At 66.4% G+C, this 24,609-nt stretch carries 22 protein-coding genes; 18 read left to right on the forward strand and 4 right to left on the reverse strand.

What is annotated here, in order from left to right; genetic code table 11:
* Window positions 1–17: 17 nt before the first annotated feature.
* The 6 genes from ACUXVX_RS03705 to ACUXVX_RS03730 are packed head-to-tail and all read left to right on the forward strand — an operon-like array spanning window position 18 to window position 5,682.
* Window positions 18–779 carry a FadR/GntR family transcriptional regulator gene (locus tag ACUXVX_RS03705; protein ID WP_446310423.1) on the forward strand — a complete coding sequence of 254 codons (762 nt, stop codon included), beginning with the start codon at window positions 18–20 and terminating at the stop codon, window positions 777–779.
* The gene (locus ACUXVX_RS03710; RefSeq protein ID WP_446310424.1) at window positions 776–1,561 is read left to right on the forward strand and encodes an SDR family NAD(P)-dependent oxidoreductase; all 786 of its coding nucleotides are present in this window, start codon (window positions 776–778) and stop codon (window positions 1,559–1,561) included. The genes ACUXVX_RS03705 and ACUXVX_RS03710 overlap by 4 nt, the downstream gene beginning before the upstream one ends.
* A 26-nt stretch (window positions 1,562–1,587) precedes the next feature.
* Window positions 1,588–2,826 carry an ABC transporter substrate-binding protein gene (locus ACUXVX_RS03715; RefSeq protein ID WP_446310425.1) on the forward strand — a complete coding sequence of 413 codons (1,239 nt, stop codon included), beginning with the start codon at window positions 1,588–1,590 and terminating at the stop codon, window positions 2,824–2,826.
* A gap of 17 nt (window positions 2,827–2,843) precedes the next feature.
* Window positions 2,844–3,767, forward strand: coding sequence for a carbohydrate ABC transporter permease (locus ACUXVX_RS03720; protein ID WP_446310426.1), 924 nt, complete (start codon window positions 2,844–2,846; stop codon window positions 3,765–3,767).
* Window positions 3,767–4,615, forward strand: coding sequence for a carbohydrate ABC transporter permease (locus tag ACUXVX_RS03725; RefSeq protein ID WP_446310427.1), 849 nt, complete (start codon window positions 3,767–3,769; stop codon window positions 4,613–4,615). Before ACUXVX_RS03720 ends, ACUXVX_RS03725 begins: the two co-directional genes overlap by 1 nt.
* A 29-nt stretch (window positions 4,616–4,644) precedes the next feature.
* Complete coding sequence (locus ACUXVX_RS03730) at window positions 4,645–5,682, forward strand: ABC transporter ATP-binding protein (RefSeq protein WP_446310428.1); 1,038 nt, start codon at window positions 4,645–4,647, stop codon at window positions 5,680–5,682.
* A 3-nt stretch (window positions 5,683–5,685) separates the two neighbouring features.
* Here the strand turns inward: ACUXVX_RS03730 and ACUXVX_RS03735 are convergent, their stop codons facing one another.
* Window positions 5,686–7,149 carry a mannitol dehydrogenase family protein gene (locus tag ACUXVX_RS03735; protein ID WP_446310429.1) on the reverse strand — a complete coding sequence of 488 codons (1,464 nt, stop codon included), beginning with the start codon at window positions 7,147–7,149 and terminating at the stop codon, window positions 5,686–5,688.
* A complete protein-coding gene (uxuA, locus tag ACUXVX_RS03740; protein WP_446310430.1) occupies window positions 7,146–8,354 on the reverse strand; it encodes a mannonate dehydratase in 1,209 nt (402 codons plus the stop codon). Before uxuA ends, ACUXVX_RS03735 begins: the two co-directional genes overlap by 4 nt.
* Before the next feature lie 112 nt (window positions 8,355–8,466).
* On the opposite strand from uxuA, the gene ACUXVX_RS03745 reads away from it, so the two are divergent.
* The 8 genes from ACUXVX_RS03745 (at window position 8,467) to katG (ending at window position 18,199) form a co-directional block, all read left to right on the forward strand.
* Window positions 8,467–9,213: a GntR family transcriptional regulator gene (locus tag ACUXVX_RS03745; protein ID WP_446310431.1), complete on the forward strand. Its 747-nt coding sequence runs from the start codon at window positions 8,467–8,469 to the stop codon at window positions 9,211–9,213.
* Window positions 9,210–10,181: a TRAP transporter substrate-binding protein gene (locus ACUXVX_RS03750; RefSeq protein WP_446310432.1), complete on the forward strand. Its 972-nt coding sequence runs from the start codon at window positions 9,210–9,212 to the stop codon at window positions 10,179–10,181. The genes ACUXVX_RS03745 and ACUXVX_RS03750 overlap by 4 nt, the downstream gene beginning before the upstream one ends.
* Window positions 10,182–10,256: 75 nt before the next feature.
* On the forward strand, window positions 10,257–10,766 hold the full coding sequence (locus ACUXVX_RS03755) for a TRAP transporter small permease (protein ID WP_446310433.1): 510 nt from the start codon (window positions 10,257–10,259) through the stop codon (window positions 10,764–10,766).
* Window positions 10,767–10,770: 4 nt separating this feature from the next.
* Window positions 10,771–12,048, forward strand: a complete 1,278-nt coding sequence (locus tag ACUXVX_RS03760; RefSeq protein ID WP_222470822.1) for a TRAP transporter large permease — start codon at window positions 10,771–10,773, stop codon at window positions 12,046–12,048.
* Window positions 12,049–12,058: 10 nt separating this feature from the next.
* Window positions 12,059–13,105 (forward strand): L-idonate 5-dehydrogenase, encoded by a 1,047-nt coding sequence (locus tag ACUXVX_RS03765; protein WP_446310434.1) that lies wholly within the window; start codon window positions 12,059–12,061, stop codon window positions 13,103–13,105.
* A gap of 4 nt (window positions 13,106–13,109) precedes the next feature.
* Window positions 13,110–14,156: an Ldh family oxidoreductase gene (locus tag ACUXVX_RS03770; RefSeq protein ID WP_446310435.1), complete on the forward strand. Its 1,047-nt coding sequence runs from the start codon at window positions 13,110–13,112 to the stop codon at window positions 14,154–14,156.
* Window positions 14,157–14,304: 148 nt separating this feature from the next.
* Entirely contained in the window at window positions 14,305–15,867 is a 1,563-nt protein-coding gene (locus ACUXVX_RS03775; protein ID WP_446310436.1) for a peroxidase family protein, read from the forward strand.
* A 142-nt stretch (window positions 15,868–16,009) separates the two neighbouring features.
* On the forward strand, window positions 16,010–18,199 hold the full coding sequence (gene katG / locus ACUXVX_RS03780) for a catalase/peroxidase HPI (RefSeq protein ID WP_446310437.1): 2,190 nt from the start codon (window positions 16,010–16,012) through the stop codon (window positions 18,197–18,199).
* Between the two features lie 189 nt (window positions 18,200–18,388).
* Here the strand turns inward: katG and ACUXVX_RS03785 are convergent, their stop codons facing one another.
* Both ACUXVX_RS03785 and ACUXVX_RS03790 read right to left on the reverse strand, forming a co-directional pair.
* Window positions 18,389–19,111, reverse strand: coding sequence for an IclR family transcriptional regulator (locus ACUXVX_RS03785; protein ID WP_446310438.1), 723 nt, complete (start codon window positions 19,109–19,111; stop codon window positions 18,389–18,391).
* The gene (locus tag ACUXVX_RS03790) at window positions 19,104–19,508 is read right to left on the reverse strand and encodes an acyl-CoA thioesterase (protein ID WP_446310439.1); all 405 of its coding nucleotides are present in this window, start codon (window positions 19,506–19,508) and stop codon (window positions 19,104–19,106) included. The genes ACUXVX_RS03785 and ACUXVX_RS03790 overlap by 8 nt, the downstream gene beginning before the upstream one ends.
* Before the next feature lie 87 nt (window positions 19,509–19,595).
* Between ACUXVX_RS03790 and ACUXVX_RS03795 the strand changes: the two genes are divergently transcribed.
* The 4 genes from ACUXVX_RS03795 to ACUXVX_RS03810 all read left to right on the forward strand — a co-directional run bounded on the left by ACUXVX_RS03795 (window position 19,596) and on the right by ACUXVX_RS03810 (window position 24,476).
* Window positions 19,596–20,726, forward strand: a complete 1,131-nt coding sequence (locus tag ACUXVX_RS03795; protein WP_446310440.1) for an FAD-dependent monooxygenase — start codon at window positions 19,596–19,598, stop codon at window positions 20,724–20,726.
* On the forward strand, window positions 20,711–22,243 hold the full coding sequence (locus tag ACUXVX_RS03800; protein WP_446310441.1) for a benzoate-CoA ligase family protein: 1,533 nt from the start codon (window positions 20,711–20,713) through the stop codon (window positions 22,241–22,243). Before ACUXVX_RS03795 ends, ACUXVX_RS03800 begins: the two co-directional genes overlap by 16 nt.
* 69 nt (window positions 22,244–22,312) lie before the next feature.
* Window positions 22,313–23,494, forward strand: coding sequence for an ABC transporter substrate-binding protein (locus ACUXVX_RS03805; RefSeq protein ID WP_446310442.1), 1,182 nt, complete (start codon window positions 22,313–22,315; stop codon window positions 23,492–23,494).
* Window positions 23,495–23,552: 58 nt separating this feature from the next.
* Window positions 23,553–24,476 carry a branched-chain amino acid ABC transporter permease gene (locus ACUXVX_RS03810; RefSeq protein WP_446310443.1) on the forward strand — a complete coding sequence of 308 codons (924 nt, stop codon included), beginning with the start codon at window positions 23,553–23,555 and terminating at the stop codon, window positions 24,474–24,476.
* The last annotated feature ends 133 nt before the right edge of the window (window positions 24,477–24,609 follow it).

Below are 24,609 nucleotides of genomic sequence, written 5' to 3' on the forward strand. Positions count from 1 at the left end.
AACAGCGAGAGGCCGAGATGATCGACAAGCGAAAGACCGACGCCCTGTTTGAAGCCACCCCGCCGACCGGACGGCTGGCGGATGCGGTCTCGCAATCCATCGCCGGGGCGCTGCTGGAGGGCCGGATCGCGCCGGGCGAGGCGTTGCCTTCGGAGGGTGAGATCGCCAAGGAGTTCGGCATCTCCAAGCCCATCGCCCGCGAGGCGCTGCGCCAACTGGCGGGCGTGGGGCTGATCCACACCCAGCAGGGCAAGGTCGCCCGCGCCAAGGCGCTGAACGGTGAGCCACTCGACCGGTTCTATGGCTATGCCGTGCGCTCCAGCCTCAAGCGGCTGCGCGAGGCCAACGAGATGCGCCGCGTGGTCGAAACCGGCATCGCCCAGCTCGCCGCCGAGCGGCGGGCACCGGAGGGTATTGCCCAGATGGAGGAGGCCACCCGCCAGATGCGCGAGACCATCCTTCAGCCCGGCGGGTTCACCGAGTGCGACATCGCCTTTCACCTCGGCATGGCAGCCGCGACTGGCAACAGCATGATCAAGGTGCAGATGGAGGGCCTCGGCTCGATCCAGCGCGAAGTGTCGGAGCTTTTCTCGCGCCGGTCCAACCGCAGCAAGGCCGATTGGGAGCGCACCATTGCCCGCCACGAAGCGGTGCTGGAGGCGATCCGCTCGGGCGATGTGGAAGCCGCGCGGGCCAGCATCGACGCGCATTACGAGGCTGCCGATCTCGCTTCGCTTGAAGTGGCGGGCGAGCCTAGTGGCGAAGGCCCGAGCGCGTGACAGAGCGCTCGCTCACCGGCAGAACCGCGCTGGTCACCGGCGCAAGCTCCGGCATTGGCCGGGCGATTGCGCTGGCGCTGGCGGGGCAGGGGGCGGATGTGATCCTGCATCACCACGGCCAGCCGGAGGAGGCTGAGGCGGGTGCGCGGGAAACACGTTCGATGGGCCGTGACGCGCGGGTTGTAGATGGAGATTTCACCGCGCCGGAGGCGACGGGCAATCTGCTGGCCCAGTTGAAGGGCCAACAGGTCGATATCCTGATCGCCAATGCCGCCATCGAGCGGCGCGGCGCGTGGGAGAGCCTGCCCGCAGAACAGGTCCAGGCCCATGTGCAAGCCAACTTCCTGTCACTCATCGCGCTGCTGCAGGGCCTCGTGCCCGGCATGGCGGCGCGGGGCTGGGGCCGTGTCATCTGCCTCGGCTCGATCATGCAGGCCCGGCCGCGTGCCGAAACGCTGGCCTATGCCGCGATGAAGTCGGCCCAGCTCACCACCATCCGGGCCATCGCCCGCGAGGTGGCGGCGCAGGGGGTCACGCTCAACGCGGTATCGCCCGGCGCAATCCGCACCGAGCGTATGGCCGCGCGCTACGACGACCCGGCCTTCGTGGCCGCCGTCACCGCCAAAATCCCCGCCGGACGCCCCGGCACGCCCGAAGACATCACCGCCCCGGTGCTCATGCTCTGCTCCGAGGGGGGCAGCTACATCACCGGGGCCGACATCCCCGTCGATGGCGGATGGAGGATCGGCGACGCGATGCACGCGCTGCCCGAGAAGACCTGAAGATAAACATCTCAAGGGAGGAAAACATGACACTTACAAAGAGCCTGCCGGCCACGGCGCTCGCGCTGATACTGGCCACCCCGCTCGCGGCGCAGGAGCTGCGCTTCACGGTCTGGACGGGCAATGACGCCCACCTCGCCATGCTCAACGGCATTGCCGAGAGCTTCAAGGAGAGCCACCCGGATGTGACCGTCAACTTCGAGACGATCCCGGCGGGCGATTACATTCAAAAGCTCACCTTCCAGCTCGCAGGCGGCAACCCGCCCGACCTTGGCTGGATGTTCGAAGACAGCATGCCCGCCTTCGTCGCCGCCGGTGCGGTGCAGGAGCTGACGCCCGCGCTCGAGGGCGCCGAGGGCTACGACCTCGCCGACTTCTCCGAGCCTGCGATGGGCCTCTGGAAGGACGGCGACGCGATCTACGGCGTGCCCTTCTCCACCTCGCCCTTCATGATCTACTACAACAAGGACATGTTCGACGCCGCAGGCCTCGAAGACCCGCTGGCGCTCGCAGCCAAGGGCGAGTGGGACATGGACAAGTTCCGCGAAGTGGCCAAGGCGCTGAAGGACTCGGGCGATGCCTATGGCTTCGAGTTCAAGGACGGGCAGGGCTACGACACCCGGATCATGCACGCGATCATGCCGCCGATCCGCGCTTATGGCGGATACGCCTGGCAAGACGGCGAATGCGGCTTCAAAAAGCCCGAGGCCGTCGCCGCGATCACCCAACTTCACGAAATGATCTTCGAGGATGGCTCCATCGTTCCGCCGGGCGAACAGGGAGACTACTTCTCCGGCGGCTCGGCGATGACGATCAACCAGATCAGCCGTGCCTCGCGGATGGCCGAAGCGGGCTTCAACTGGGGCATCGCGCCTCTGCCCACCGGCCCGGCGGGCGCCTCGCCGATCATCGGGCAGGCCGGTCTCGTGGTGTTCTCCGAGAGTGACCAGCCCGAGCTGGCGAAGGAGTTCATCGCCCATATGACCAGCGCCGAGAACGTGGGCGTCATGGCGCAGTTCTTCCCGCCTGCACGCAAATCGGTGCTGGAGAGCGCCACCTTCACCGAGGCCAACAGCCTGATCCCGGCCGAGCAGATGGCGGGCGTCTCGGCGGCAATCAACGAGGGTAACGTGCTGCCTAGCCACCAGAACTCGCCCCAGATCGGCGCGGCGCTGAAGCCCAAGTTCGATGCGCTCTGGCGTGCCGATGCCGATGTGCAGGCCTCTCTCGATGCCGTCTGCGACGCCATCCAGGGCGATCTGTGAGCGTCCGCTAGATGGCCGTGACCGACACCACCGAGACCACGGCGCGCAAACCCCGCGCGCCGTGGCTCACCCTTCGCAGGCGCGAGGCGATCGAGGGCTGGCTCTTTGTCAGCCCCACCCTCATCGGCTTTCTGATCTTCTTCCTCGGCCCGCTCATCGCCGTGGTGTTCTACTCGCTCACCGAGTGGAACCTGCTGAGCCAGAAGAGCACCTACGTTGGCCTTGCCAACTACACTGACGCCCTGCGCGACAACCCCGATTTCTGGCATGTGATCCGCAACTCGGTGATCTTTGCCGCAGGTCTCGTGCCGCTGAACATGGCGCTGGCCCTCGGCCTCGCCGTTGCGCTCTGCCGTCCGGGCAAGGGCGTTGTGTTCTTCCGCACCGTCTTCTTTGCGCCCGTCATCACGTCTGCCGTGGCCTGGGCCATCGTCTGGAAATTCCTGCTCCAAGGCGAGGCGGGGGCGGTCAACCAGATGCTGGCAGGCATCGGCATCGACGGACCCAACTGGCTGCGCGAACCCAACTGGGCAATGTTCGCGGTCATCGTCACGCGCGTTATCAAGATGGTCGGGCTGAACATGATCCTCTACATCGCCGCCCTTCAGGCCGTGCCGCGCGACTATGAAGAGGCCGCAAGGCTCGAGGGCGCGAACGGCTGGCAGATCTTCCGCATGGTCACATGGCCCCTGCTGGCCCCGACCACGCTGATCATCATGGTCATCACCACCATCGGCTCGTTCAAGGTCTTCGACCACATCTACCTGATGACAGGCGGCGGCCCCGAGAACGGCACGCTGGTGCTGGCCTATTACATCTACGAGCAGGCTTTCGAGTTCTTCAACATCGGCTATGCCGCGGCACTGGCGATCATCATGTTCGTCATCGTGCTGGCGCTCACCATCGTGCAGCTGCTGCTGCGGCAGAAAGGCTCCTCCTGATGGCCCTCACCCGCAGCCAGACCCGCACCGTCACCCGCATCTGCTGGGCGCTCTCGCTCTCGGTGGTGGCGGTGCCCTTCGTCTTCCCGTTCCTGTGGATGATCTCCTCGGGCTTCAAATCGGCCACCGAGATCTTCGGGCAGCTCAGTCTGCTTCCCGACACGTGGCGCTGGGGCAATTACATCGAGGTCTTCACCTACCAGCCCTTCGCGCGGCAGTACTTCAACTCTATCTACATCGCCTGCGCGGTCACCGGCATCACCCTGATCCTGTCGTCCCTCGCGGGCTACGCGCTGGCCCGGATGCGCTTTTCCGGAGCCGGGCTGCTGATGCTCTTTCTCGTCTCGGCCCTGATGGTGCCTGAGGAGGTGACGATCCTGCCCAACTTCTTTTTGATGAAGTGGCTGGGCGTGATGGACACCCATGTGCCGCTCATCCTCCTGCCGGTCTTCGGCCCGCACGGGGTGATGGCGACCTTCCTGATGCGGCAATACTTCGTCTCGCTCCCCAAGGAGTTGGAGGAGGCGGGCAAGATGGATGGCCTCTCGCGGCTCGGCATCTGGTGGAAGATCGCCCTGCCGATGTCGCGGCCCGCGCTCGCCGCTGTCGCCATCATCACCTTCCTGTTCTCGTGGAACCTCTTCCTCGAGCCGCTGGTCTTCGTCTCCAGCCTCTCCAACTTCACCCTGCCGCTGGCGCTCTCCAACTTCACCGATCCCTACGGCGCGCCGCTCTGGCACCTGCAACTCGCGGCGACCTCGCTGGCGGTGGTGCCGATCCTGATCGTCTACCTGATCGCCCAGCGGCAGATCATTGAAAGCTTCGCAATGTCCGGCGTGAAGGGCTGATGCCCGCCGCCACCCGAAAGGCCTGAACCATGAGCAGTCTCACCCTCAGAAACCTCACCAAGTCCTTCGGCAAGACCGACGTGATCCGCGGCGTCAGCCTCGATGTGGAGGAGGGCGAGTTCGTTGTTTTCGTCGGCCCCTCGGGCTGCGGCAAGTCCACCCTGCTGCGGATGATCGCCGGGCTGGAGGATGTGTCGGGCGGCGACCTCATGATCGGCGGGCAACGGATGAACGACGTGCAGGCCGCCAAGCGCGGCGTTGCGATGGTGTTCCAGTCCTACGCGCTCTACCCCCACCTCACCGTGCGGCAGAACATGGGCTTCGGCCTGAAGGTGCGCAAAGTGCCCGCAGCCGACATTGCCCGGCAGGTCGATGAGGCGGCCGCCGTGCTCAAGCTCGATGCCCTGCTCGACCGTTACCCCCGCGAACTCTCCGGCGGTCAGCGCCAGCGGGTCGCCATCGGCCGCGCCATCGTGGCCTCGCCCGAGGTGTTCCTGTTCGATGAACCGCTCTCGAACCTCGATGCCGAGTTGCGGGTGCACATGCGCGCGGAGATCGCGGCGCTGCACCGGCGGCTGGGCAACACGATGGTTTACGTGACCCACGACCAGATCGAAGCGATGACGCTGGCCGACCGGATCGTGGTGCTGCGTGATGGCCGTGTCGAGCAGGTCGGCTCCCCGCGTGAGCTTTACGAGAGCCCGGCCAATACCTTCGTGGCGCAGTTCATCGGCAGCCCCAAGATGAACCTTGTCGACGGTGGTGCGGTAGCGGAGAGGCTCGGCGCACTGGGCCGCCCGGTGCCGGAAGGCGCGCTGGTGGGCCTGCGCCCCGAGCACTTGCAACTGGTGCCCGCCGATCAGGCGATCCTTGGCGGGCGGCTGGTGACATCGGAATACACTGGGGCGGACACGCTGCTGCATGTCGAGCTGGCGGACGGCGAGGTGCTGCTGATGGTCCATCAGGGCAGTGACGCGCCGGAGCCGGGTGCGGAACTCTCCATCGGGATCGACCCGGCGCTGGCGCATATCTTCGAGCAGACCGTCGCGGCGCAGAACGCCGCCTGACGCTCAGGCGGAGGCTTCGGTGCGGATCGCAGCGGCCATGCCCTGCGACCGCATGGTTTCCAGCTTTTTGGCGATGGCCTCCCGCAGCGCGGCGCTCTCTGCCAGCGGGGCAGGGAAGAGGCCGGGCAATGCCATGAGCCGTGCGACGATGTCCTCGGAGCCTTCCACGCCGTTCACCGTTGCCCGCAATTCGTCTTCACGCGGGTCTCGCAACGCATAGGCCTCGCCAGCCCCGGTCTGGCCGAAGGCGTAGCGCATCCAGGCGGCGAGGGCGAAGGCGAAGGGGGCCAGCGGCTGGCCTGCGGAGATGGCTGCAACGCAGGGCGCGAGGATGCGCTGCGGCAGCTTTTCGGTGCCGTCCATCGCGATCTGGTAGGTCTGGTGCTTAAGGTGCGGGTTGGCGAAGCGGGCGCAGAGGGCTTCAGCGTATGCGGCAAAATCGACGCCGGGCAGGGCAGGCATGGTGGCCGCGGCGGCTGCGAGGTGGCGGCGCACCAACGCGGCGAGCGGGGCATCCTGCATCACGTCAGACACATGGCGATGACCGGCCAGAAAGCCGGAGTAGGCGAGCATCGAATGCGCCCCGTTCAGCATCCGCAGCTTCATTTCCTCGTAGGGGCGCACATCCTCCACGAACATAACGCCCGCCGCCTCCCATGCGGGCCGTCCGGTGGGAAAGTTGTCTTCGATCACCCATTGGGTGAAGGCCTCGGTCTCCACCGCCGCCTCGTCGCGATGGCCGGTCATCTCTTCTGCCGCAGCCAGCGTTTCGGGCGTGGCAGCGGGGGTGATGCGGTCGACCATGGTGGAGGGAAAGGCGACTTCCGTGGCAATGAAATCCACCATCTCTGGCGCGGTGCGGCGGGCGAAGTCCACCAGCAGGCTGCGCAGGAGCTGGCCGTTCTCGGGAAGGTTGTCGCAGCAGAGCACGGTGAAGGGCGAGATGCCCGCCGCGCGACGGACCTTGAGCGCCCAGACCAGCAGACCGGCCACGCCAATGGGAGCCTCTGGCGCGGCGAGGTCATGGGAGATGGCCGGGTGGGCCTCGTCCACGCCGCCGGTGGCGCGGCTGAGGCCATAGCCCTTCTCGGTGACGGTCAGGCTGACGATCCGGGTCGAGGGCGCGGTGAGTGCGGCCAGCACCTCGGCGCGGTCCGGCCCGAGGCAGAAGGCCTGCGCAACAGAGCCGATCACCCGTGCTTTGCTACCCTCGGCGCTGCGCTCGATCAGGGTGAAGAGCCCGTTTTGCGGGCCGAGCTGGGCGGCGGGATCGCGGCTGCGCAGGCTGACGCCGCAGATGCGCCAGTCGCCGCCCTCCGCCGCCAGCGCGGCATCGGTTGCGGCGGCCTGATGCGCCTTGTGAAAGGCCCCGAGGCCGAGGTGAACGATCCCCACACCATGATTGGCGGGGGTGTATCCGGGCCGTGCGACGCTGCTCGGCAGCCCCTCCAGCGATGTCAGCCTCATGCCGCGGTCCGCGGCTCTAGCGCGGCGATGATGCCACGCAGTTCGGCCAGCCCCTTCAGCCGCCCGATCGAGGGGTAGCCCGGCTGGGCGCTGCGCCCGAGGTCATCGAGAATGTCCTGCCCGTGATCGGGGCGGAAGGGGATGGACCAGTCGGCATGGCCGGCGGCCTTGCGCTTGGCCTCTTCCTTCAGCGCGGCCTCGACCAGCGCCACCATATCGGTGTCGCCGCCGAGGTGCTCGGCCTCGTGGAAGTCGCCGCGGATATCGGCGGTCTCACGCTTCACGTTGCGCAGGTGGAGGAAGTGCACCCGGTCTCCCAGCCGTTCCATCATGCCCGGCAGGTCGTTGTCGGGCCGCGCACCGAGCGAGCCGGAGCAGAGGGTGATGCCGTTGGCGGGGCTGTCGACGCCCTCCATCAGCTTCCGGTAGTGGTCTTCGGTCGACATGATCCGGGGCAGGCCCAGCAGTGGAACGGGCGGATCGTCGGGGTGGCAGCACATCCGCAGGCCGAGGCGCTCGGCGGTGGGCATGACTTCGGCGAGGAAGTCGTGCAGGTGCTTGCGCAGGGTGTCCTCACTCATCGCGGCATATTGGGCGAGGTGGTCGCGCACGTCTTCGAGCGAGAAGTGCTCCGCCGCGCCGGGCAGACCGAACACCACGTTCTTGGCGAGCTGCGCCTTGCGGTCCTCGGACATCTCGGCAAACCGCTTCGCGGCAGCGTCACTCAGGGCCTCGTCATAATCTTCCGCCGCGCCGGGGCGGGCGAGGATGTGCAGGTCGAAGGCGGCGAAATCGGTGAGGTCGAAGCGCATGCAGGTGGCGCCGTTGGGCAGCCGCCATGCAAGGTCGGTGCGGGTCCAGTCCAGCACCGGCATGAAGTTGTAGCAGATCACCTCGATCCCGGCCCCGGCGAGGTGCTCGAGGCTGGTGATGTAGTTGGCGACGTGCGTGCGCCAGTCGCCTTGCTGCTTCTTGATGTCTTCCGAAACCGGCAGGCTCTCGACCACGTCCCAGCCGAGGCCGGAGGGCGCGCCATCCTTCATGGTGCCGATCTCGCGTTGGCGTTGGGCGATTTCCTCGGGCGTCCACACGGCCCCGGTGGGCACGTGGTGCAGCGCCGAGACAATGCCCTGCACGCCCGCCTGAAGCGTGTCGTCGATGGATACGAGGTCACGGGGGCCGAACCACCGCCAGGTCTGTTTCATGAAAAGGAGCCTCCCGAGTCGTCTGTTGGCGGCAAGCTACCAGACCCGCGCGATCCTGGCTAGTATGGAAGTATGGAAGTATGGTAGAGCCATGCCGGGAGGAGAGCGAATCATGACGGAAAACCGCATTACATCCGCTGCGCTGGATCCGGCATCGCCGATCACGCCGCAGATCTATGCGCATCTGCGTGACGCCATCATCCGCAACCGCCTCGCCCCCGGCGACCGCATCTCCGAGACCGAGATTGCCAAGAGCTGGAGCGTCAGCCGCCAGCCCGTGCGCGAGGCCTTCATCCGGCTCGCAGGCGAGGGGCTGCTCGCGGTGCTGCCCCAGCGCGGCACCATCGTGACCCGCATCAACTATTCCGACGTTCTGAATGCGCGCTTCCTGCGAGAGGCCATCGAGGCCGATATCGCCAAGATCCTCGCACAGCGCCCGGACCCGGCCCTGATCGCCGAACTGCGCGCGCAGCTGCAGGCGCAGGAGGCCGTCGCCGCCTCCACCCCGACCGACTTCATCGGGCTCGACGAGCAGTTTCACCGCACGCTGGCCGACGCCGCCGACAAGCGCGGCGCGTGGCGGCTGATCGAGGGGCTGAAATCGCAAATGGACCGAGTGCGCTTTCTGTCGCTCGGCCATTTTCCGGTGGTCAAGCTGGTGGGCCAGCACCGCGCCATCGTGGATGCCATCGAGCAGGGCGACACCAGCGCGGCCAACGCCGCCGTGCGCACGCACCTGCGCGAGGTTCTGATCGACCTGCCGCAGATCCATGCGGCCAAGCCAGAGTTTTTCGACGTGCCGGAGGGGGGGATTCCCGAGCCGGTCAATGCACCTATCCAAGGAGGAAAAGACGAATGACGTTCAATTGGAAAAAGCCGGTTCTCGCCGCCGCCGTGGCCGCGTTTGCCGCCGTGCCCGCCTTCGCTCAGGAGATGACCCTGAAGCTCGGCCACCTCGCCAACGAGGATAACCCCTGGCACCTCGCTTCGGTGAAGTTCGCCGAAGAAGTCGCCGCCCGCACCGAAGGCCGCATCGCCGTGGAAGTTTTCCCGAACGAGAGCCTCGGCAAGGAGATCGACCTGATCAACGGCATGCAGCTCGGCACCGTCGACATGACGATCACCGGCGAGAGCCTGCAGAACTGGGCACCGATGGCCGCCCTGCTGGCTGTTCCTTATGCCTACAAATCCATCGAGCACATGGATGAGGTCGCCTCGGGTGACATCGGCAACCAGATCGAGGCCCAGATCATCGCCAACGCGCAAATCCGCCCGATCGGCTACTTTGCCCGTGGCCCGCGCAACCTCACCTCGAACCGCCCGATCACCACGCCCGATGATCTGGCGGGCCTGAAGATGCGCGTGCCGAACGTGCCGCTCTTCATCGATGTGTGGTCCGCCCTTGGTGCCGCCCCCGGCCCGATGGCCTTCTCCGAGGTGTTCACCTCGCTTCAGAACGGCACCATCGAAGCGCAGGAGAACCCGCTGGCGCTGATCCGTTCGGCGAGCTTCAACGAAGTGCAGAGCCACGTGAACCTCACCGAGCACGTGCGCTCGTGGATCTACCTGACCATCGCCGAAAGCACCTGGGCCAAGCTGTCGGAGGCCGACCAAGAGGCCGTGCTGGCCGCTGCCGCCGTAGCGCAGGAATACGAGCGCGGCCTCTTCGAGCAGAGCGTCGCCGATGACCGCGCCTATCTCGAAGAAAACGGCATGACCTTCGTCGAGGTCGATGGCGCCGCCTTTGCCGCCAAGGCCAAGGATGCCGTGCTGTCCAACGTCAGCGACGAGATCCGCCCGATTGTCGAGGGGCTCTTCGCCGAGTAACCCCGCCTTCGGGCACACGGCCGGCGTGGCTCTCCCCCGCGCCGGCCGCCTTCTTTCCTGCCGGAGACCGCTGCCATGCGCCCTGTCGAAACCCTCGTTCGCCTCCTCACCCTGATTGCCCGTGTCGGCGCGGGTGTGGCCTTTGCGGTGCTGATCGTCACCGTGCTGGTGCAGGTCGTGGGGCGCACCACCGGGCAATCGCCGGTGTGGACAGAGGAACTCACCCGCTTTGCCCTGCTCTATCTCGTGGCCTTCGGCGCGGGCCTCAGCCTGCGCACCGGCGATCTGGTGAACGTCGACGTGATCAGCGAGTCGCTGCCCGGCAAGCTGCCGTGGATCCTGCGCCTGCTGGCCGCCGCCGCCACCGCAGGGCTTGCGCTCTACCTTCTGCCCCATGCATGGAAATACGTGACGATCGGCAAAATGCAGACCGCCCCGGCGCTGGGCATCCGCATGACATGGGCGCATCTCACCGTCTTCATCCTGCTCGCAGGCCTCGCCCTCTTCGCCGTGCTCCGCTGCATCACCATGCTCTCGGGCACCGAAGACGGCACCCCCGTCAAACCCGCCGAAGAGGAGGAGTGACCACATGGACGTGACAATCCTCCTCACCGTATTCGTGCTCGGCCTCGCGCTGGGCATTCCCGTCGCCGTCACCCTCGGCCTGTCGTCGCTCGCCTACCTGACCTACGCCGGCATCCCGCCCGTGGTCATGCCGCAAAAGATGTACGCGGGCATGGACGTGTTCGTGCTGCTCTCGATCCCGGGCTTCATCCTCGCGGGCAACCTGATGAACCGCGGCGGCATCACCGAGCGGATCATCCGCTTCGCCAATGCGCTCGTGGGCTGGATTCGCGGCGGGCTGGGCCTGACCAACATCGCGGCCTCCATGCTCTTCGGCGGCATCACCGGCACCGCCGTGGCTGATGCGGCCTCCATCGGCGGCGTGATGATCCCCGGCATGAAGAAGGCTGGCTACCCGGCCGATTTCTCCGCCGCCGTCACCGCGGCCTCTTCCACCGTTGGCCCGATCATCCCGCCCTCTGTGCCGATGATCATCGTCGGCGCGCTCTCGGGCATTTCGGTGGGCAAGATGTTCCTTGCAGGCGCGATCCCCGGCATCCTGATGGGGCTGGCGATGATGGTGACCTGCTACATCATCTCGCGCCGCAAGAACTTCCCGCACCAGCCGTGGCAGGGCTTCGGTGAAGTCGCCCGCAGCTTTGGCGGCGCGATCTGGGCGCTGGCGATGACATTTCTCATCATCTATGGCCTGCTCTCCGGCCTCGCCACGCCGACCGAAACTGCCGTGGTCGCCTCGGTCTATGCCTTTCTCGTGGGCGCGTTCATCTACCGCGAACTGCCGCTGAAGCGCGTGCCCGGCATCGTCGTCGACAGCGCGGTGGCCGCCGCGGGCATTCTCGCGCTCGTCGGCTTCGCAAATGTCTTCGGCTGGATCCTCGTCTCCGAGCGCATCCCCCAAGCCATCGCCGACGCGGTGCTCTCGGTCACCGACAACAAGTTCCTCGTGCTGCTGCTGATCAACCTGCTGCTGCTCTTCGTCGGCATGTTCCTCGAGACCATCGCCGCGCTGATCATCCTCTTCGTGCCCCTTCTGGCGCTTTCCAACGCCGTCGGCATCGACCCGATCCACTTTGCCACCGTCGCGGTGCTGAACCTGATGATCGGCCTCACCACCCCGCCCGTGGGCGTTTGCCTCTTCGTCTGCGCCAACATCGCCCGGCTGCCGCTGGCGCCGGTGGTGGTGGCGATCTTCCCCTTCCTTCTGACCAACATCCTCGTGCTGCTGGCGGTCACCTACATTCCGCCGCTCGCCACCTGGCTGCCCTCGGTCCTCACCCCCTAGGAGCCCGCCCATGGAAGCCCGCGTTTGCCGCCTCTACGGCCAGAATGACATCCGGATCGAAACCGCCGAGGTGGCCGAGCCCGGCCCCGGCGAAGTGCTGCTGGCGCTGGCCGCAGGCGGCATCTGCGGGTCTGACCTGCACTATTACCAGGATGGCGGCTTTGGCCCGATCCGGGTGCGTGAGCCGATCATCCTTGGGCATGAAGCCTCCGGCACCGTTGTGGCGGTAGGCGCGGGCGTGACCGGCGTGGCCGAGGGCGACCGCGTGGCGATCAACCCCAGCCGCCCCTGCGGCACCTGCACCTTCTGCCAGCAGGATCTGCCGATACATTGCCTCTCCATGCGGTTCAACGGCTCGGCCATGCGGATGCCGCACGAGCAGGGCCTTTTCCGCGACCGGATGGTGGTGGATGCCGCACAATGCGTGAAGGTGGCCGATGGCGTGAGCCTCGCCGCCGCCGCTTGCGCCGAGCCGCTGGCGGTGTGCCTCCACGCCCGCAACCAGGCGGGCGACCTCGCGGGCAAGCGGGTGCTGGTCACCGGCGCTGGCCCCATCGGCGCACTCTGCGCCGCTGCTGCCGCTGAAGCAGGCGCGGCGGAGGTGGTGGTGACCGACCTTCAGGATTTCACCCTTGGCGTGGCCGCGAAGATGGGCGCCACCCGCACCATCAACGTGGCAACCGATGCCGAGGCGCTGGAGCCCTACGCCGAGAACAAGGGCAGTTTCGACGTGGCCTTCGAGTGCTCCGCCGCCGCCCCGGCGATCAAGACCGCCATCACCTGCCTGCGCCCGCGCGGGCGGCTGGTGCAGGTGGGCGTGTCGGGCGATGTGCCGATCCCGCTGAACATGCTGGTCGGCAAAGAAATCGCCTATCACGGCACCCAGCGCTTTGCCGGGGAGTTCGCCGAGGCGGTGGCTCTCATCGGCAGCGGGCGGACCAACGTGGCCCCGATCATCACCGGCACCTTCCCGCTGGAGCAGGCAGTGGAGGCCTTCAACACAGCCGGGGACCGCTCCGGCGCGGTGAAGGTGCAACTCTCTTTCGCCGCGGACTGACCCGATGACTGCCTACCAGCGCGACGATCTGCTCGCCTTCGCAGTGGCCCTGCTCACGCGGGCCGGGCTGCCGGATGACAAGGCTGCCGTGGTGGCCGAGCTTCTGGTGCAGACCGACGAGATGGGGGTCACCACCCACGGCGTCTCGCTCATCCCCTACTATCTGCCCGAGCTGACCGGCGGCACCATGACCACCGAGGGCATGCATGAGGTGGTGCAGGACCGCAAGGTCACGATGGTCTGGGATGGAAACTACCTCCCCGGCCACTGGCTGATGGGGCAGGCGCTCGAGGTCTGCATGGACCGCGCCGCCGAGTTCGGCATGGCCGCCCTCTCCATGCGCCGCGCCCACCACATCGGTTGCCTCTCCACCCTCACGCGCATCGCCGCCGAGCGCGGCTTCGTCTGCTACATCGCCACCTCGGACCCCTCCGGCAAATGGGTCGCGCCCTTCGGCGGCACCGAGCCGCTGCTCACGCCCAACCCCTGGGCGGTGGGCTATCCGACCGAGGGCCACCCGGTGCTGATCGACACCTGCGCCTCGATCACCACGGTCTCCAAGGTCCGCGAATACATCAACACCGGCGCCGAGTTCGCCCACCCGTGGATGCTCTCCGCCGAGGGCACCCCCACGACCGATCCCACCGTGGTCAACGCCAGCCCGAAAGGCACGCTGATGCCGGTCGGCGGGGCGGATCACGGCCACAAGGGCTTTGCAATGGCGCTGATGGTCGAGATGCTGACGCAGGGCCTCTCCGGTCATGGCCGGGCCGAGGATGTCAGCCGCTGGGGTGGCAACGTGTTCCTGCAGGTGATCGACCCCGAGGCCTTTGGCGGGCGCGCGGCGTTCCTGCGCGAGGTGAGCCATCTCGGCGATCTCTGCCGTGCCAACCGCCCCGCCGACCCGGCCCGCCCGGTGCGGATGCCGGGCGACCGGGCGCAGCAGGCGCTCTCCGGGGCGAAGGGCCGGGTGCGCCTGCCCGATGAGGTCATCACCCGCCTCGCCGCCTCAGCTGCGGAGTTCGACGTGGCGCTGCCGGCAGCGGCCTAAGGCCTCAAATCGAGGTCCAATCGCCCGATTTGCCTGCCCCTGCGTAAATCAAGCGTGAAAAAGATGGGCCAAACGGGCCGTGGCGGCGACGACAGGCGCGCAAAGCGCCATAGTGAGGGCATTCACCGCCGTCATTTCAGAGCTCGCCATGCCCAGCCTGCGTTACCGGATTCAAAGCACCCTCTTTTCGATCATCGAGGCGATCCCATTCCTCGCCAAGATCGCCAACCGTTGGGCGATCAACCGCGTCGTCAAGCGCGCTCGCAACCGGCCCCACCCGCTGAGCACCGTGGGCAACTACGTGTCATGGCGCGGGCTGACAGATCGTCGCTGGAGCGGGCGGCACCTGCCGCCACAACACCGCAGCGGCCTGCCCGAGGTGGCGGACTTGCTGCCCCTTTTCCAGCGCCGCGCAGGCGTGCAGCGGCTCTGCCCCAAGTCCACCTGCCTCTTCCCGGCCTTCGCGCAGTATCTGACCGATGGGTTCCTGCGCACCGAGACCGACGGGCTGATCCCCGAGGGCGAAGACCCGGAGCTGCGCCTGCGCCGGAACACCTCGAACCATGAGATCGACCTCTGCACGCTCTACGGCCGCACCTTCGGCCAGACCATGGCGCTGCGCGAAAACTCCGACGAGGAGGGCCGGCGCGGGCGGCTGAAATCGCAGATGAACGACGGCGAGGAATATCCGCCCTTCCTGTTCAAGGATGGCGCGATTGACCCGGACTTCGCCGCGCTCGACCCAGCGCTCGGCCATGAGGATCTGCCACCCGAGCAACAGGCCACGCTCTTTGCCGTTGGCGGCGACCGGGTGAACTCGGTGCCGCAGGTGGCCATGCTGAATACCCTCTTCCTGCGCGAGCACAACCGGCTGGCAGGCGAGATCGAGGCGGCCAATCCGGCGTGGGACGATACCCGCATCTTCGAGACCGCGCGCAACACCATGATCGTGCTCTTCATCAAGATGGTGGTGGAGGATTACATTAACCACATCTCGCCGCTGCCCTTCCGCCTCAAGGCCGATCCCTCGGTGGCCTGGGAAGCGAGCTGGAACAAACCCAACTGGATCACCACCGAGTTCAGCCTGCTCTACCGCTGGCATGCGCTCATCCCCGACACCATCCGCTGGGGCGGCGAGGATGTGCCCATCGCCCGGACCCTGCGCAACAACGCGCCGCTGCTGAAGGGCGGGCTCTTGGCCGCCTTTGCCGACATCTGCGCCACCCCCGCTGCCGAACTGGGGCCGCGCAACACCTCGGCGCCCTTGGTGAAGGTCGAGGAGGCCTCGATCCTGCAAGACCGCGCCTGCGAGCTGGCCAGTTTCTGGGATTACAACGTCTATCTCAAACAAGAGCCGCCCCGGACGTTCGAGGATATCTCCTCCGACCCGGAGGTCGCTGCCGAGCTGGCCCGGCTCTACCGCAGCCCCGAGCAGGTGGACTTTTTCGTAGGCCTCTTTTGCGAGGACCGCGTGCCCAACAGCCCGCTGCCCAACCTCGTGCTGGTCTTCGTCGCGCTCGACGCCTTCAGCCAGGCGCTCACCAACCCGCTCATGTCGCGCCACGTGTTCAACGAGGCAACATTCTCCGCGCCGGGGTGGAAGGCGATCAATGATACCCACAGCATCCGCGACATCCTCGACCGCAATGTGTCGGGCGGGGCAGGGGAGACCTTTGTGTCGATGACCCGGGCGGATTGGCAGCCCGAATAAGGGCGGCTTATCGCTTCAATCCGCATTTCCAATTTTTCCTGATAGCGCGCCGCTGCTACGGTTTGAGCATCAGGGAGGAATCACCGGCACCGCCACGGGGCCGGACCCTCCCATTCGCCATAGCCAACGACAGGAGCGCCAGATGGACGGAGCCGAACTTTCAAACATCAGCAAATGCCCGGTGATGCACACCCACGCGGTGCGCAGCAACAAGGACTGGTGGCCGAACCAGCTCAACCTGAAGATCCTCAACCAGAACGCTCCGGGCACCTCGCCGCTGAAAGGGTTCGACTACGCCGAGGCCTTCAAGGGCCTCGATCTGAAAGCGCTCAAGGCTGATCTGCACGCCCTGATGACCGACAGCCAGGAGTGGTGGCCCGCCGACTTCGGGCACTACGGCCCGTTCTTCATCCGCATGGCATGGCACTCCGCCGGCACCTACCGCACCGCCGATGGCCGTGGCGGCGCGCGCTCCGGCTCGCAGCGCTTTGCCCCGCTGAACAGCTGGCCCGACAACGCCAACCTCGACAAGGCCCGCCGCCTGCTCTGGCCGATCAAGGCCAAATACGGCAACGCGATTTCCTGGGCCGATCTGATGGTGCTCACCGGCAACGTCGCGCTCGAGTCGATGGGCTTCAAGACCTTCGGCTTTGCCGGGGGCCGGGCCGATGTGTTCGAACCGGAAGAAGATATCTACTGGGGTGCCGAAGATGAGTGGCTCGCCCAGTCGGATGCGCCCAACAGCCGCTACTCCGGCGACCGCGAGCTGGAAAACCCGCTTGCCGCCGTGCAGATGGGCCTGATCTACGTGAACCCCGAAGGCCCCGACGGTAACCCCGACCCGCTGGCCTCCGCCAAGGACATCCGTGAGACCTTCGGCCGGATGGCAATGAACGACGAAGAGACCGTCGCGCTGATCGCTGGCGGCCACACCTTCGGCAAGACCCACGGCGCGGCTGACGCCGCCAACGTGGGTGTCGAGCCGGAGCAGGCCGGCATGGCCGAGCAGGGCTTCGGCTGGACCTCCAGCCACGGCACCGGCATGGGCGCCGACACCATCACCTCGGGCCTCGAAGTGACCTGGACCTCGACGCCCACCAAGTGGTCCAACGGATATTTCGACAACCTCTTCGGTTTCGAGTGGGAGCTGACCAAGTCGCCCGCCGGCGCCAACCAGTGGACCCCGAAGAACTGGAGCGGCGAGCATGCCGTGCCTGACGCGCACCGCGCGGGCGAAACCCACGCGCCGACCATGCTCACCACCGACCTCGCCCTGCGGTTCGACCCGATCTACGGGCCGATCTCCAAGCGCTTCCACGAGAACCCCGAAGAGTTTGCCGATGCCTTCGCCCGCGCGTGGTTCAAGCTGACCCACCGGGACATGGGGCCGAAAGAGCTTTACCTCGGGACGGAAGTGCCGAGTGAAGACCTGATCTGGCAAGACCCGATCCCGGCCGTCGATCACCCGTTGGTGGATGCCGCTGACATCAAGGCGCTGAAGGAAAAGCTGCTGGCCGCGCTGCCTTTGTCTGACCTCGTCAAAACCGCTTGGGCCTCCGCCTCCACCTTCCGCGGCTCCGACCTGCGCGGCGGCGCCAACGGCGCCCGCATCCGGCTCGCGCCGCAGAAGGACTGGGCGGTGAACGAGCCTGCCGAGCTGGCCCGCGTCCTGGGCGTGCTCGAAGGCATCAAGGCCGAGTTCGACGGGCAGGGCGCCAAGAAAGTGTCGCTCGCCGACCTGATCGTGCTCGGTGGCTCCGCCGCCGTCGAAAAGGCCGCCGCCGACGCCGGTTCGGCCATCGAGGTGCCCTTCACCCCGGGCCGGATGGACGCCACGGCCGAGCAGACCGACGCCGAGGCTTTCGAGCCGCTGGAGCCCCGTGCAGACGGCTTCCGCAACTACATGGGCGGTGATTTCTCGGTCTCCGCCGAGGAGCTGCTGGTAGACCGCGCGCAACTGCTTACCCTCACCGCACCCGAGATGACCGTGCTTGTCGCCGGCCTGCGGGTGCTGGGCGCAAACCACGGCGGCAGTAAGGCGGGCGTGTTCACCGACCGCGAGGGCCAGCTCACCAACGACTTCTTCGTGAACCTGCTCAGCATGGACACGAAGTGGGAAGACGCGGGCGACGAAAAGGCCTTTGTCGGCAAAGACCGGAAAACTGGCGAGAAAAAGTATGACGCATCCCGCGTCGACCTCGTCTTCGGCTCCAACAGCCAACTGCGGGCGATTGCCGAAATCTACGGTCAGTCCGACGCGACCCACGCTTTCGTCGAGGATTTCGTCTCCGCATGGGTGAAGGTGATGGACGCCGACCGCTTCGACGCCTGATCGAGAGTTACCACCACGGAAGAAGGGCGCGGGGGCAACCTCGCGCCCTTCTGCTTTCCGACCCGCTCCTCATTGGCCCTGCAAATATCCTGCGGGGGTGCGGGGGTGCAAAACCCCCGCCGCGCGTCGCCATCAGGCGCCCTGGCTAGGATTGGCCGCGCCCATGCGATGACCGAAGGGAGCGAAGAGCTACACCGCCGAGAGCCCCGCGCAAAACGCCTTCAACGCCGCGACTTCAGCACGGTCCGCGCCGCAAATCGCCGGGTCCGTGCCATAGAGCGTCACCGCTGCGCCGATCTCGCCCTGCCAGTCCAGCACCGGGGCCGAGATGGCCGCGAGGCCGGGGATCAGGTCGCCGCTCACCTGCGCATAGCCCGCTGTCCGCACCTCTCCCGCCAAAGCCGCTGCGTCCCGTCCCGGCTCCAGCGCCAGTTCCTCCGCCAGCCGCCCGGCGATTACCGCCTGCGGCGCCCATGCCAGAAAGGCCCGCCCGCTGGCCGAGTTCAGGAGCGGCATCACCGTGCCGAGGCCCAGCGTGGTTACCACGAAGCGCGGCGCGCGCTCCCAGCGCACCACGGTCGCCCCCGCGTTGCCCCAGACGCTCAGCAGCGCCGTCAGCGCGGTGGCCTCCACCAGTTCGGGCAGCGCATCCGCCGTGCGGTTCACCATTTCCATCCGCGCCATTCCAGCGACCCCGAGCGCCACCGCGCCCGGCCCTAGGTCATACTTGCCCGATCGCCCCGCCTGACTCACCAGCCCGGCGGCCATGAAGCTGGCGAGGTAGCGGTGCGCCTTGCTCGCGGGCATGCCCGCCTCTCGCGCGATCTCGCTCAGCCCCACCGGGCCGCCCTGCGCTGAGAGCAGTTTCAGCAGCCCCAGCGCCGCGTCGAGCGAAGAGAGGCCCTCAGCCACCGATCACCTCCCGCAGCGGCGCTACATCGCCCGCCCTGATCCGCCCGTCAGCCTCCACAAACACGCCGCGCACCTCCTCGCCCTCGATCACCAGCCGGCCTTCGACCGTGCCGCGATAGTCCACCCGCAGGCTCTTCCGGCCCCATTCGCCGAGCATCATCTCCATCCGCAACACTTCTCCATCTAGCCCCGGCGAGCGGAATCGCGCATCGGCCGAGATCAGCCCTAGCCCGCGTGCGCCGAGCCGCTGGCAAAGCGCCGCATGCCCACCGTGCCGCGCCTTGAGGAAGCTGTGAAAGCACCGGTCCATCCAGCGGAAGTAGTTGGGATAATAGACAATTCCTGCCGCGTCGCAGTGCCCGAAGCTGATGTCGACATCGAGGGTGAACAGGCTCAAATTTCCGCTCCGTGAAAACTGTTGCGCAATATGGAATTAGCGCCTAGCCTCACACTGACACAAGACCAAACCGCAGGGGAGGGCGGAATGGCAGAGCTTTCAACGATCGACATCATTGGCGGCGGCCCCGGCGGTTTGCTCTCGGCCATCCTCGCCCGCCGCGCCTTCCCCTCGGCCCGCGTCACCGTGCATGAGGCCGCGGCGCGTGGGGTCACATGGGGCTTCGGCGTGGTCTTCTCGACCCAGGCGCTGGACTTTCTGCAAGCCGACGAGCCGGAGACCCATGCGCTCATTACGCCCCGCATGGAGCGCTGGCAGAACATGGTGCTCAACCACCCCGACGGCCCCGTCACTCTCGACGGCATCGGCTTTGCCGCCATCGGCCGGCTGGAGCTGCTGACGATCCTCGCCGCCCGCGCCGAGGAGGTTGGGGTGGACCTGCGTTTCGGCGCTGAGGTGGACCCTTCCAGTCTGCGGGCCGATCTCATCATCGGTGCCGACGGCCTCAACTCCCGCACACGGACCGAGGCCAACGCGCCCAGCCTCACCCATATGTCCAACCGCTTCGCATGGTTCGGCACGCCGCGCCCCTTCGACACGCTGACCCAAACCTTCCTCCGCCACCCCAAGGGCGCGCTGAACGCGCACCACTACCGCTACGCGCCCAACATGAGCACCTTCATCGTCGAGCTGGAGGAGGAGGCCTTTGCCGCTCACGGGCTGGCCGAGATGGACGAGACCGAAAGCGCCACCTATTGCGCCACCCTCTTCGCCGAGGTGCTCGAAGGCGCGCCGCTGCTCACCAACCGTTCCATCTGGCGGCAATTCCCCAAACTCTGGTGCGAGACCTGGACCAGCGCCAACACCGCCCTCATCGGCGATGCCGTTCACACCGCGCATTTCTCCATCGGCTCCGGCACCCGGCTCGCGATGGAGGATGCCATTGCCCTCATCGCCGCCATAAAGGCTGCGCCCAACGTCATGGACGGCCTCACCAGCTATCAAGCCACCCGGCCCCCGATCGCCCGCAAGATCGTCACCGGGGCTAACACCTCCGCCCAGTGGTACGAGTCCTTCTCGACTCACATCGAGCAGCCCCCGCTCGACTTCGCCATGTCTTACATCACCCGCTCCGGCCGCGTGCCGCCCGAGAAGCTGCGGGCGCTGTCACCAGAGTTCATGGCCCAATACGAGGCAGCGCAATGCCCGACATCATAAAAGACCCCGTTCAAAACCCGCCCGGCGCGCAGGAGATCGGTTTTGACAAAGCCGCCCACCCGAACTGCGCTGAGATCCTCTGGCAAAACCTCGCCCGGAACCCCGGCGCCCGCGCCCTCACCGGCTTTGCAGGCAACCTCACCTACGCCGAACTCATCGCGCAGGCGGCGCAATGGGGCAACGCCTTCACCGCGCAGGGCCTCGCCCCCGGGGACCGCATCGCGCTCTTCCTTGATGACACGCCCAGCTTCCCCGCCGCCTTCTTCGGCGCCACTCGCGCGGGTTTCGTACCGGTGCTGCTCAACACGCAAACCCCGCCCGACCTGCTGGCCTATTACCTCTCCGACAGCGCCGCGCCCCTCGCCGTAACCGAGCCGCATTACGCCAGTCGCTTCCCCGCGGATACGCGCCTCGTCACCGACCATACCGCCTACATCTCCGGCCAGCCCACCACGCTCGACCCCGCACCCACCGGCCCGGATGACATGGCGTTCTGGATGTATTCCTCCGGCTCTACCGGCCGCCCCAAAGGCATCGTCCACCTGCATCACGACATGGCCTACAGCCAGCAAAGCTTCGCCGCCCATTTGTTGAAGCTCCGCCCGGATGACATCTGCTTTTCCGTGCCCAAGGCCTATTTCGCCTATGGCTTCGGCAATAGCTTCACCTTCCCCTTCGCGGTCGGCGCCTGCACCCTGCTGATGCCTGATGCGCCAAAGCCCGATGCCGTGCTGGACATGATCGAGGCCCACAAACCAACTGTCTTCTTCGGCCTGCCCACGCTCTACACCGCGCTCACCAACGCGCCCGGTGTCGAGAGCCGCGACCTCTCCAGCCTCCGCCAATGCATGTCTGCCGCCGAGATCCTCTCCGAGGATGTCGCCTCCCGCTGGAAGTCCCTCACCGGCCTTTCGCCCATCGAGGGACTCGGCAGCACCGAGATGCTGCACGTCTACCTTTCCAACACCGCCACCGACATGCGCCATGGCGCGGCGGGCAAGCGCGTGCCGGGCTACGAGATCGAGCTGCGTGAGGGCGGGGTGATGTTCGTGCGCGGCCACAGCTCCGCCCCGCTCTACTGGAACCGCCCGGATAAGACCGCCGAGACCATGCAGGGCGACTGGATCAACACCGGCGACCGTTTCGAGGAACGCGAGGGCTTCTACTACTTCCAGGGCCGCGCCGACGATCTGGTGAAGGTCTCCGGCCAATGGGTCTGGCCGCTCGAGGTGGAACGCGCGCTGAACGAGCACCCCGAGGTGCACGAGAGCGCCGTGCTCGCCCATGAACTACCCGATCGCCGCACCACGCTCTCCGCACTGGTCTCCCTGCGGTCCGGCCCGGGCGACGACGGCGCGGTGAAGATGCTCCAGGATCACGTCAAAGCCACGCTGATGCCCCACAAGTATCCGCGCCGCATCCACTTCGTGACCGACCTGCCGAAAACGGGCACTGGAAAAATCGACCGGCAGGCTGTCAAATCACTGCTGCAAGGGAATGAGAATAATATTGCCTAAAACGGCAGTATAGTGCACAAATCTTACTGCGACCGCCGCTCAACGGAGGCGCACAACGGGAGGAACAACATGAACAAGCTACTCACGGCGGCCCTCGCGGCCAGCCTGACCGCCACAGCCGCCTACGCAGAGAGCGTGAAGATCGGCTTCGTCACCACGCTGACCACCCCCGCCGCCGTTATCGGCAAGGACATGGAAAACGCGGTCAACCTCGCGGTCGAGCACCTCGGCGGCAAGGCCGGCCCGCTCGACATCGAGGTGATCTTCGGTGACGACCAGTTCGCCCCCGAGGCCGGCAAGCAGGCCACCGACAAACTGGTGAAGCAGGACAACGTCGATTTCGTCGCGGGTTACATCTGGTCCCACGTGCTGCTCGCTTCACGCAAGTCCGTCGTGGATGCCGACAAGATCCTGATCTCCGCCAACGCGGGCCCCAGCCAGATGGCCGGCAAGCTCTGCGACAAGAACTACTTCTCCACCTCTTGGCAGAACGACCAGACCCCGATGGCGATGGGCGAGGTGCTGAACAAGGCAGGCGTGAAATCGCTCTACCTGATGGCCCCAAACTACGCCGCCGGCAAGGATATGACCGCAGGCGTGGAGCGCACCTTCACCGGCGAGATCGTCGGCAAGGACCTCACCAAATGGGGCGCAGACGCGCAGCTCGACTTCTCCGCTGAGCTGGCCAAGGCCAAGGCTTCGGGCGCCGATGGCCTCTTCGTCTTCTACCCCGGCGCAGCGGCCGGTGCTTTCGTGAAGCAGTACCAGCAGGCGGGCCTGAAAGACACGCTGCCCCTCTACTCGGTGTTCACGATCGACGGCATCTCGCTGCCCAAGCTCCAGCAGGCGGGCTTTACCGATGCGCTGGGCTCCAAGATCACGCAGGAGTGGGACCCCTCGCTCGACAACGCCGCGAACCAAAAGTTCGTGGGCGACTTCAAGGAAAAATTCGGCACCTACCCGAGCTTCTACGCCGCCCAGAGCTACGACGCGATCATGCTGATTGCCTCCGCCGTGGCAGCCGTGGACGGCAACCTTGAAGACAAGGACGCCCTGCGCGCCGCCGTGAAGGCCGCTGACTTCGAGAGCGTGCGAGGCAACTTCAAGTTCGGCACCAACAACATGCCGGTGCAAAACTTCTACCTCCGCGAAGTAGTGGAAGACGCCGATGGCAACTGGACGACCAAGGTGGTCGACACCGTCTACACCGACCACGTCGACAGCTTCGCTGCCGAATGCTCGATGAACTGATCTGACACTCCGGGCGGGCAGGGGAGACCTTGCCCGTCCCTACGCGCGAAGGCCCTCCGTGGACACCTCCCTCCTTGTCATCCAAACGCTGAACGGGCTCCAGCTCGGGCTGCTGCTGTTCCTCGTCGCCTCCGGGCTGACGCTGGTCTTCGGCATCCTCGACTTCGTGAATCTTGCCCACGCCTCTCTCTACATGCTCGGCGCCTTCATCTGCGCCTCGCTGACCTACGCGGCGGGCAACTTCTTCCTCGCGGTGCTGATCGCCCTCCCGATCACCGCGCTGCTGGGCTGGGGCGTGGAGCGCTTCGTTGCCCGGCCCCTTTACGCCCGCGACCACCTCGACCATGTGCTCGCCACCTTCGGGCTGATCCTCGTGCTGGACACGGCGGCCCACCTGATCTGGGGGCCCGAAGGGATCGCCGTGCCGCTGCCCGAGGCGTTTCGCGGCCAGATCGAGCTTTCGGAAACCCTCGTCATCCCAACCTACCGACTCGTCATTATCGCCGCCGGGCTGGCTGCGGCGGGCGGGCTCTACTGGATGGTGGTCCACACCCGGCTCGGCATGCTCATTCGCGCCGGGGCCTCCAACCGGGTGATGGTCGGCGCGCTCGGCATCAACATCGAGCTGCTCTTCGGCCTCGTCTTCGCCCTCGGTGCGGCGCTCGCCGGGCTGGCGGGCATGCTCATCGCTCCGATCACCGAGGCCTCCATCGGCATGGGCAACCAGGTCATCATCACCGCCTTCGTCGTCATCATCGTCGGCGGCATCGGCTCGATGAAGGGCGCCTTCATCGCCGCCCTGCTGATCGGGCTGATCGATACGCTGGGCCGCAGCTTCCTCGATGACATCTTCAAGCTGGTGATGAGCCCCGATGCCGCCGAAAACTCGGCCCCCGCGATCTCGGCCATGCTCATCTACATCATCATGGCCTGTGTCCTCGCCCTGAAACCGCAGGGCCTGTTCCCGCCGAAGGTGCGGTGAGGCGGATGATGCACCAGAAGAGATTTCAGGCCTCCGGCGGGGATATTTGTCGCAAGAAAATGCGAAATTTAAATCAAATTGTTCCTGCCCGCGCGCAACGCCCTTTGCATTTTCTTGCTGCAAATATCCATAC

The organism is Vannielia sp. SX4 (assembly GCF_052828525.1).

What these genes read in the sequence shown, in the direction of transcription:
- ACUXVX_RS03730 (WP_446310428.1), top strand. Translation starts at nt 4,645, where the DNA reads ATGAGCAGTCTCACCCTCAGAAACCTCACCAAGTCCTTCGGCAAGACC.
- ACUXVX_RS03750 (WP_446310432.1), top strand. Translation starts at nt 9,210, where the DNA reads ATGACGTTCAATTGGAAAAAGCCGGTTCTCGCCGCCGCCGTGGCCGCG.
- ACUXVX_RS03760 (WP_222470822.1), top strand. Translation starts at nt 10,771, where the DNA reads ATGGACGTGACAATCCTCCTCACCGTATTCGTGCTCGGCCTCGCGCTG.
- ACUXVX_RS03725 (WP_446310427.1), top strand. Translation starts at nt 3,767, where the DNA reads ATGGCCCTCACCCGCAGCCAGACCCGCACCGTCACCCGCATCTGCTGG.
- uxuA (WP_446310430.1), bottom strand. Translation starts at nt 8,354, where the DNA reads ATGAAACAGACCTGGCGGTGGTTCGGCCCCCGTGACCTCGTATCCATC.
- ACUXVX_RS03805 (WP_446310442.1), top strand. Translation starts at nt 22,313, where the DNA reads ATGAACAAGCTACTCACGGCGGCCCTCGCGGCCAGCCTGACCGCCACA.
- ACUXVX_RS03715 (WP_446310425.1), top strand. Translation starts at nt 1,588, where the DNA reads ATGACACTTACAAAGAGCCTGCCGGCCACGGCGCTCGCGCTGATACTG.
- ACUXVX_RS03775 (WP_446310436.1), top strand. Translation starts at nt 14,305, where the DNA reads ATGCCCAGCCTGCGTTACCGGATTCAAAGCACCCTCTTTTCGATCATC.
- ACUXVX_RS03765 (WP_446310434.1), top strand. Translation starts at nt 12,059, where the DNA reads ATGGAAGCCCGCGTTTGCCGCCTCTACGGCCAGAATGACATCCGGATC.
- ACUXVX_RS03755 (WP_446310433.1), top strand. Translation starts at nt 10,257, where the DNA reads ATGCGCCCTGTCGAAACCCTCGTTCGCCTCCTCACCCTGATTGCCCGT.
- ACUXVX_RS03800 (WP_446310441.1), top strand. Translation starts at nt 20,711, where the DNA reads ATGCCCGACATCATAAAAGACCCCGTTCAAAACCCGCCCGGCGCGCAG.
- katG (WP_446310437.1), top strand. Translation starts at nt 16,010, where the DNA reads ATGGACGGAGCCGAACTTTCAAACATCAGCAAATGCCCGGTGATGCAC.
- ACUXVX_RS03705 (WP_446310423.1), top strand. Translation starts at nt 18, where the DNA reads ATGATCGACAAGCGAAAGACCGACGCCCTGTTTGAAGCCACCCCGCCG.
- ACUXVX_RS03735 (WP_446310429.1), bottom strand. Translation starts at nt 7,149, where the DNA reads ATGAGGCTGACATCGCTGGAGGGGCTGCCGAGCAGCGTCGCACGGCCC.
- ACUXVX_RS03745 (WP_446310431.1), top strand. Translation starts at nt 8,467, where the DNA reads ATGACGGAAAACCGCATTACATCCGCTGCGCTGGATCCGGCATCGCCG.
- ACUXVX_RS03770 (WP_446310435.1), top strand. Translation starts at nt 13,110, where the DNA reads ATGACTGCCTACCAGCGCGACGATCTGCTCGCCTTCGCAGTGGCCCTG.
- ACUXVX_RS03795 (WP_446310440.1), top strand. Translation starts at nt 19,596, where the DNA reads ATGGCAGAGCTTTCAACGATCGACATCATTGGCGGCGGCCCCGGCGGT.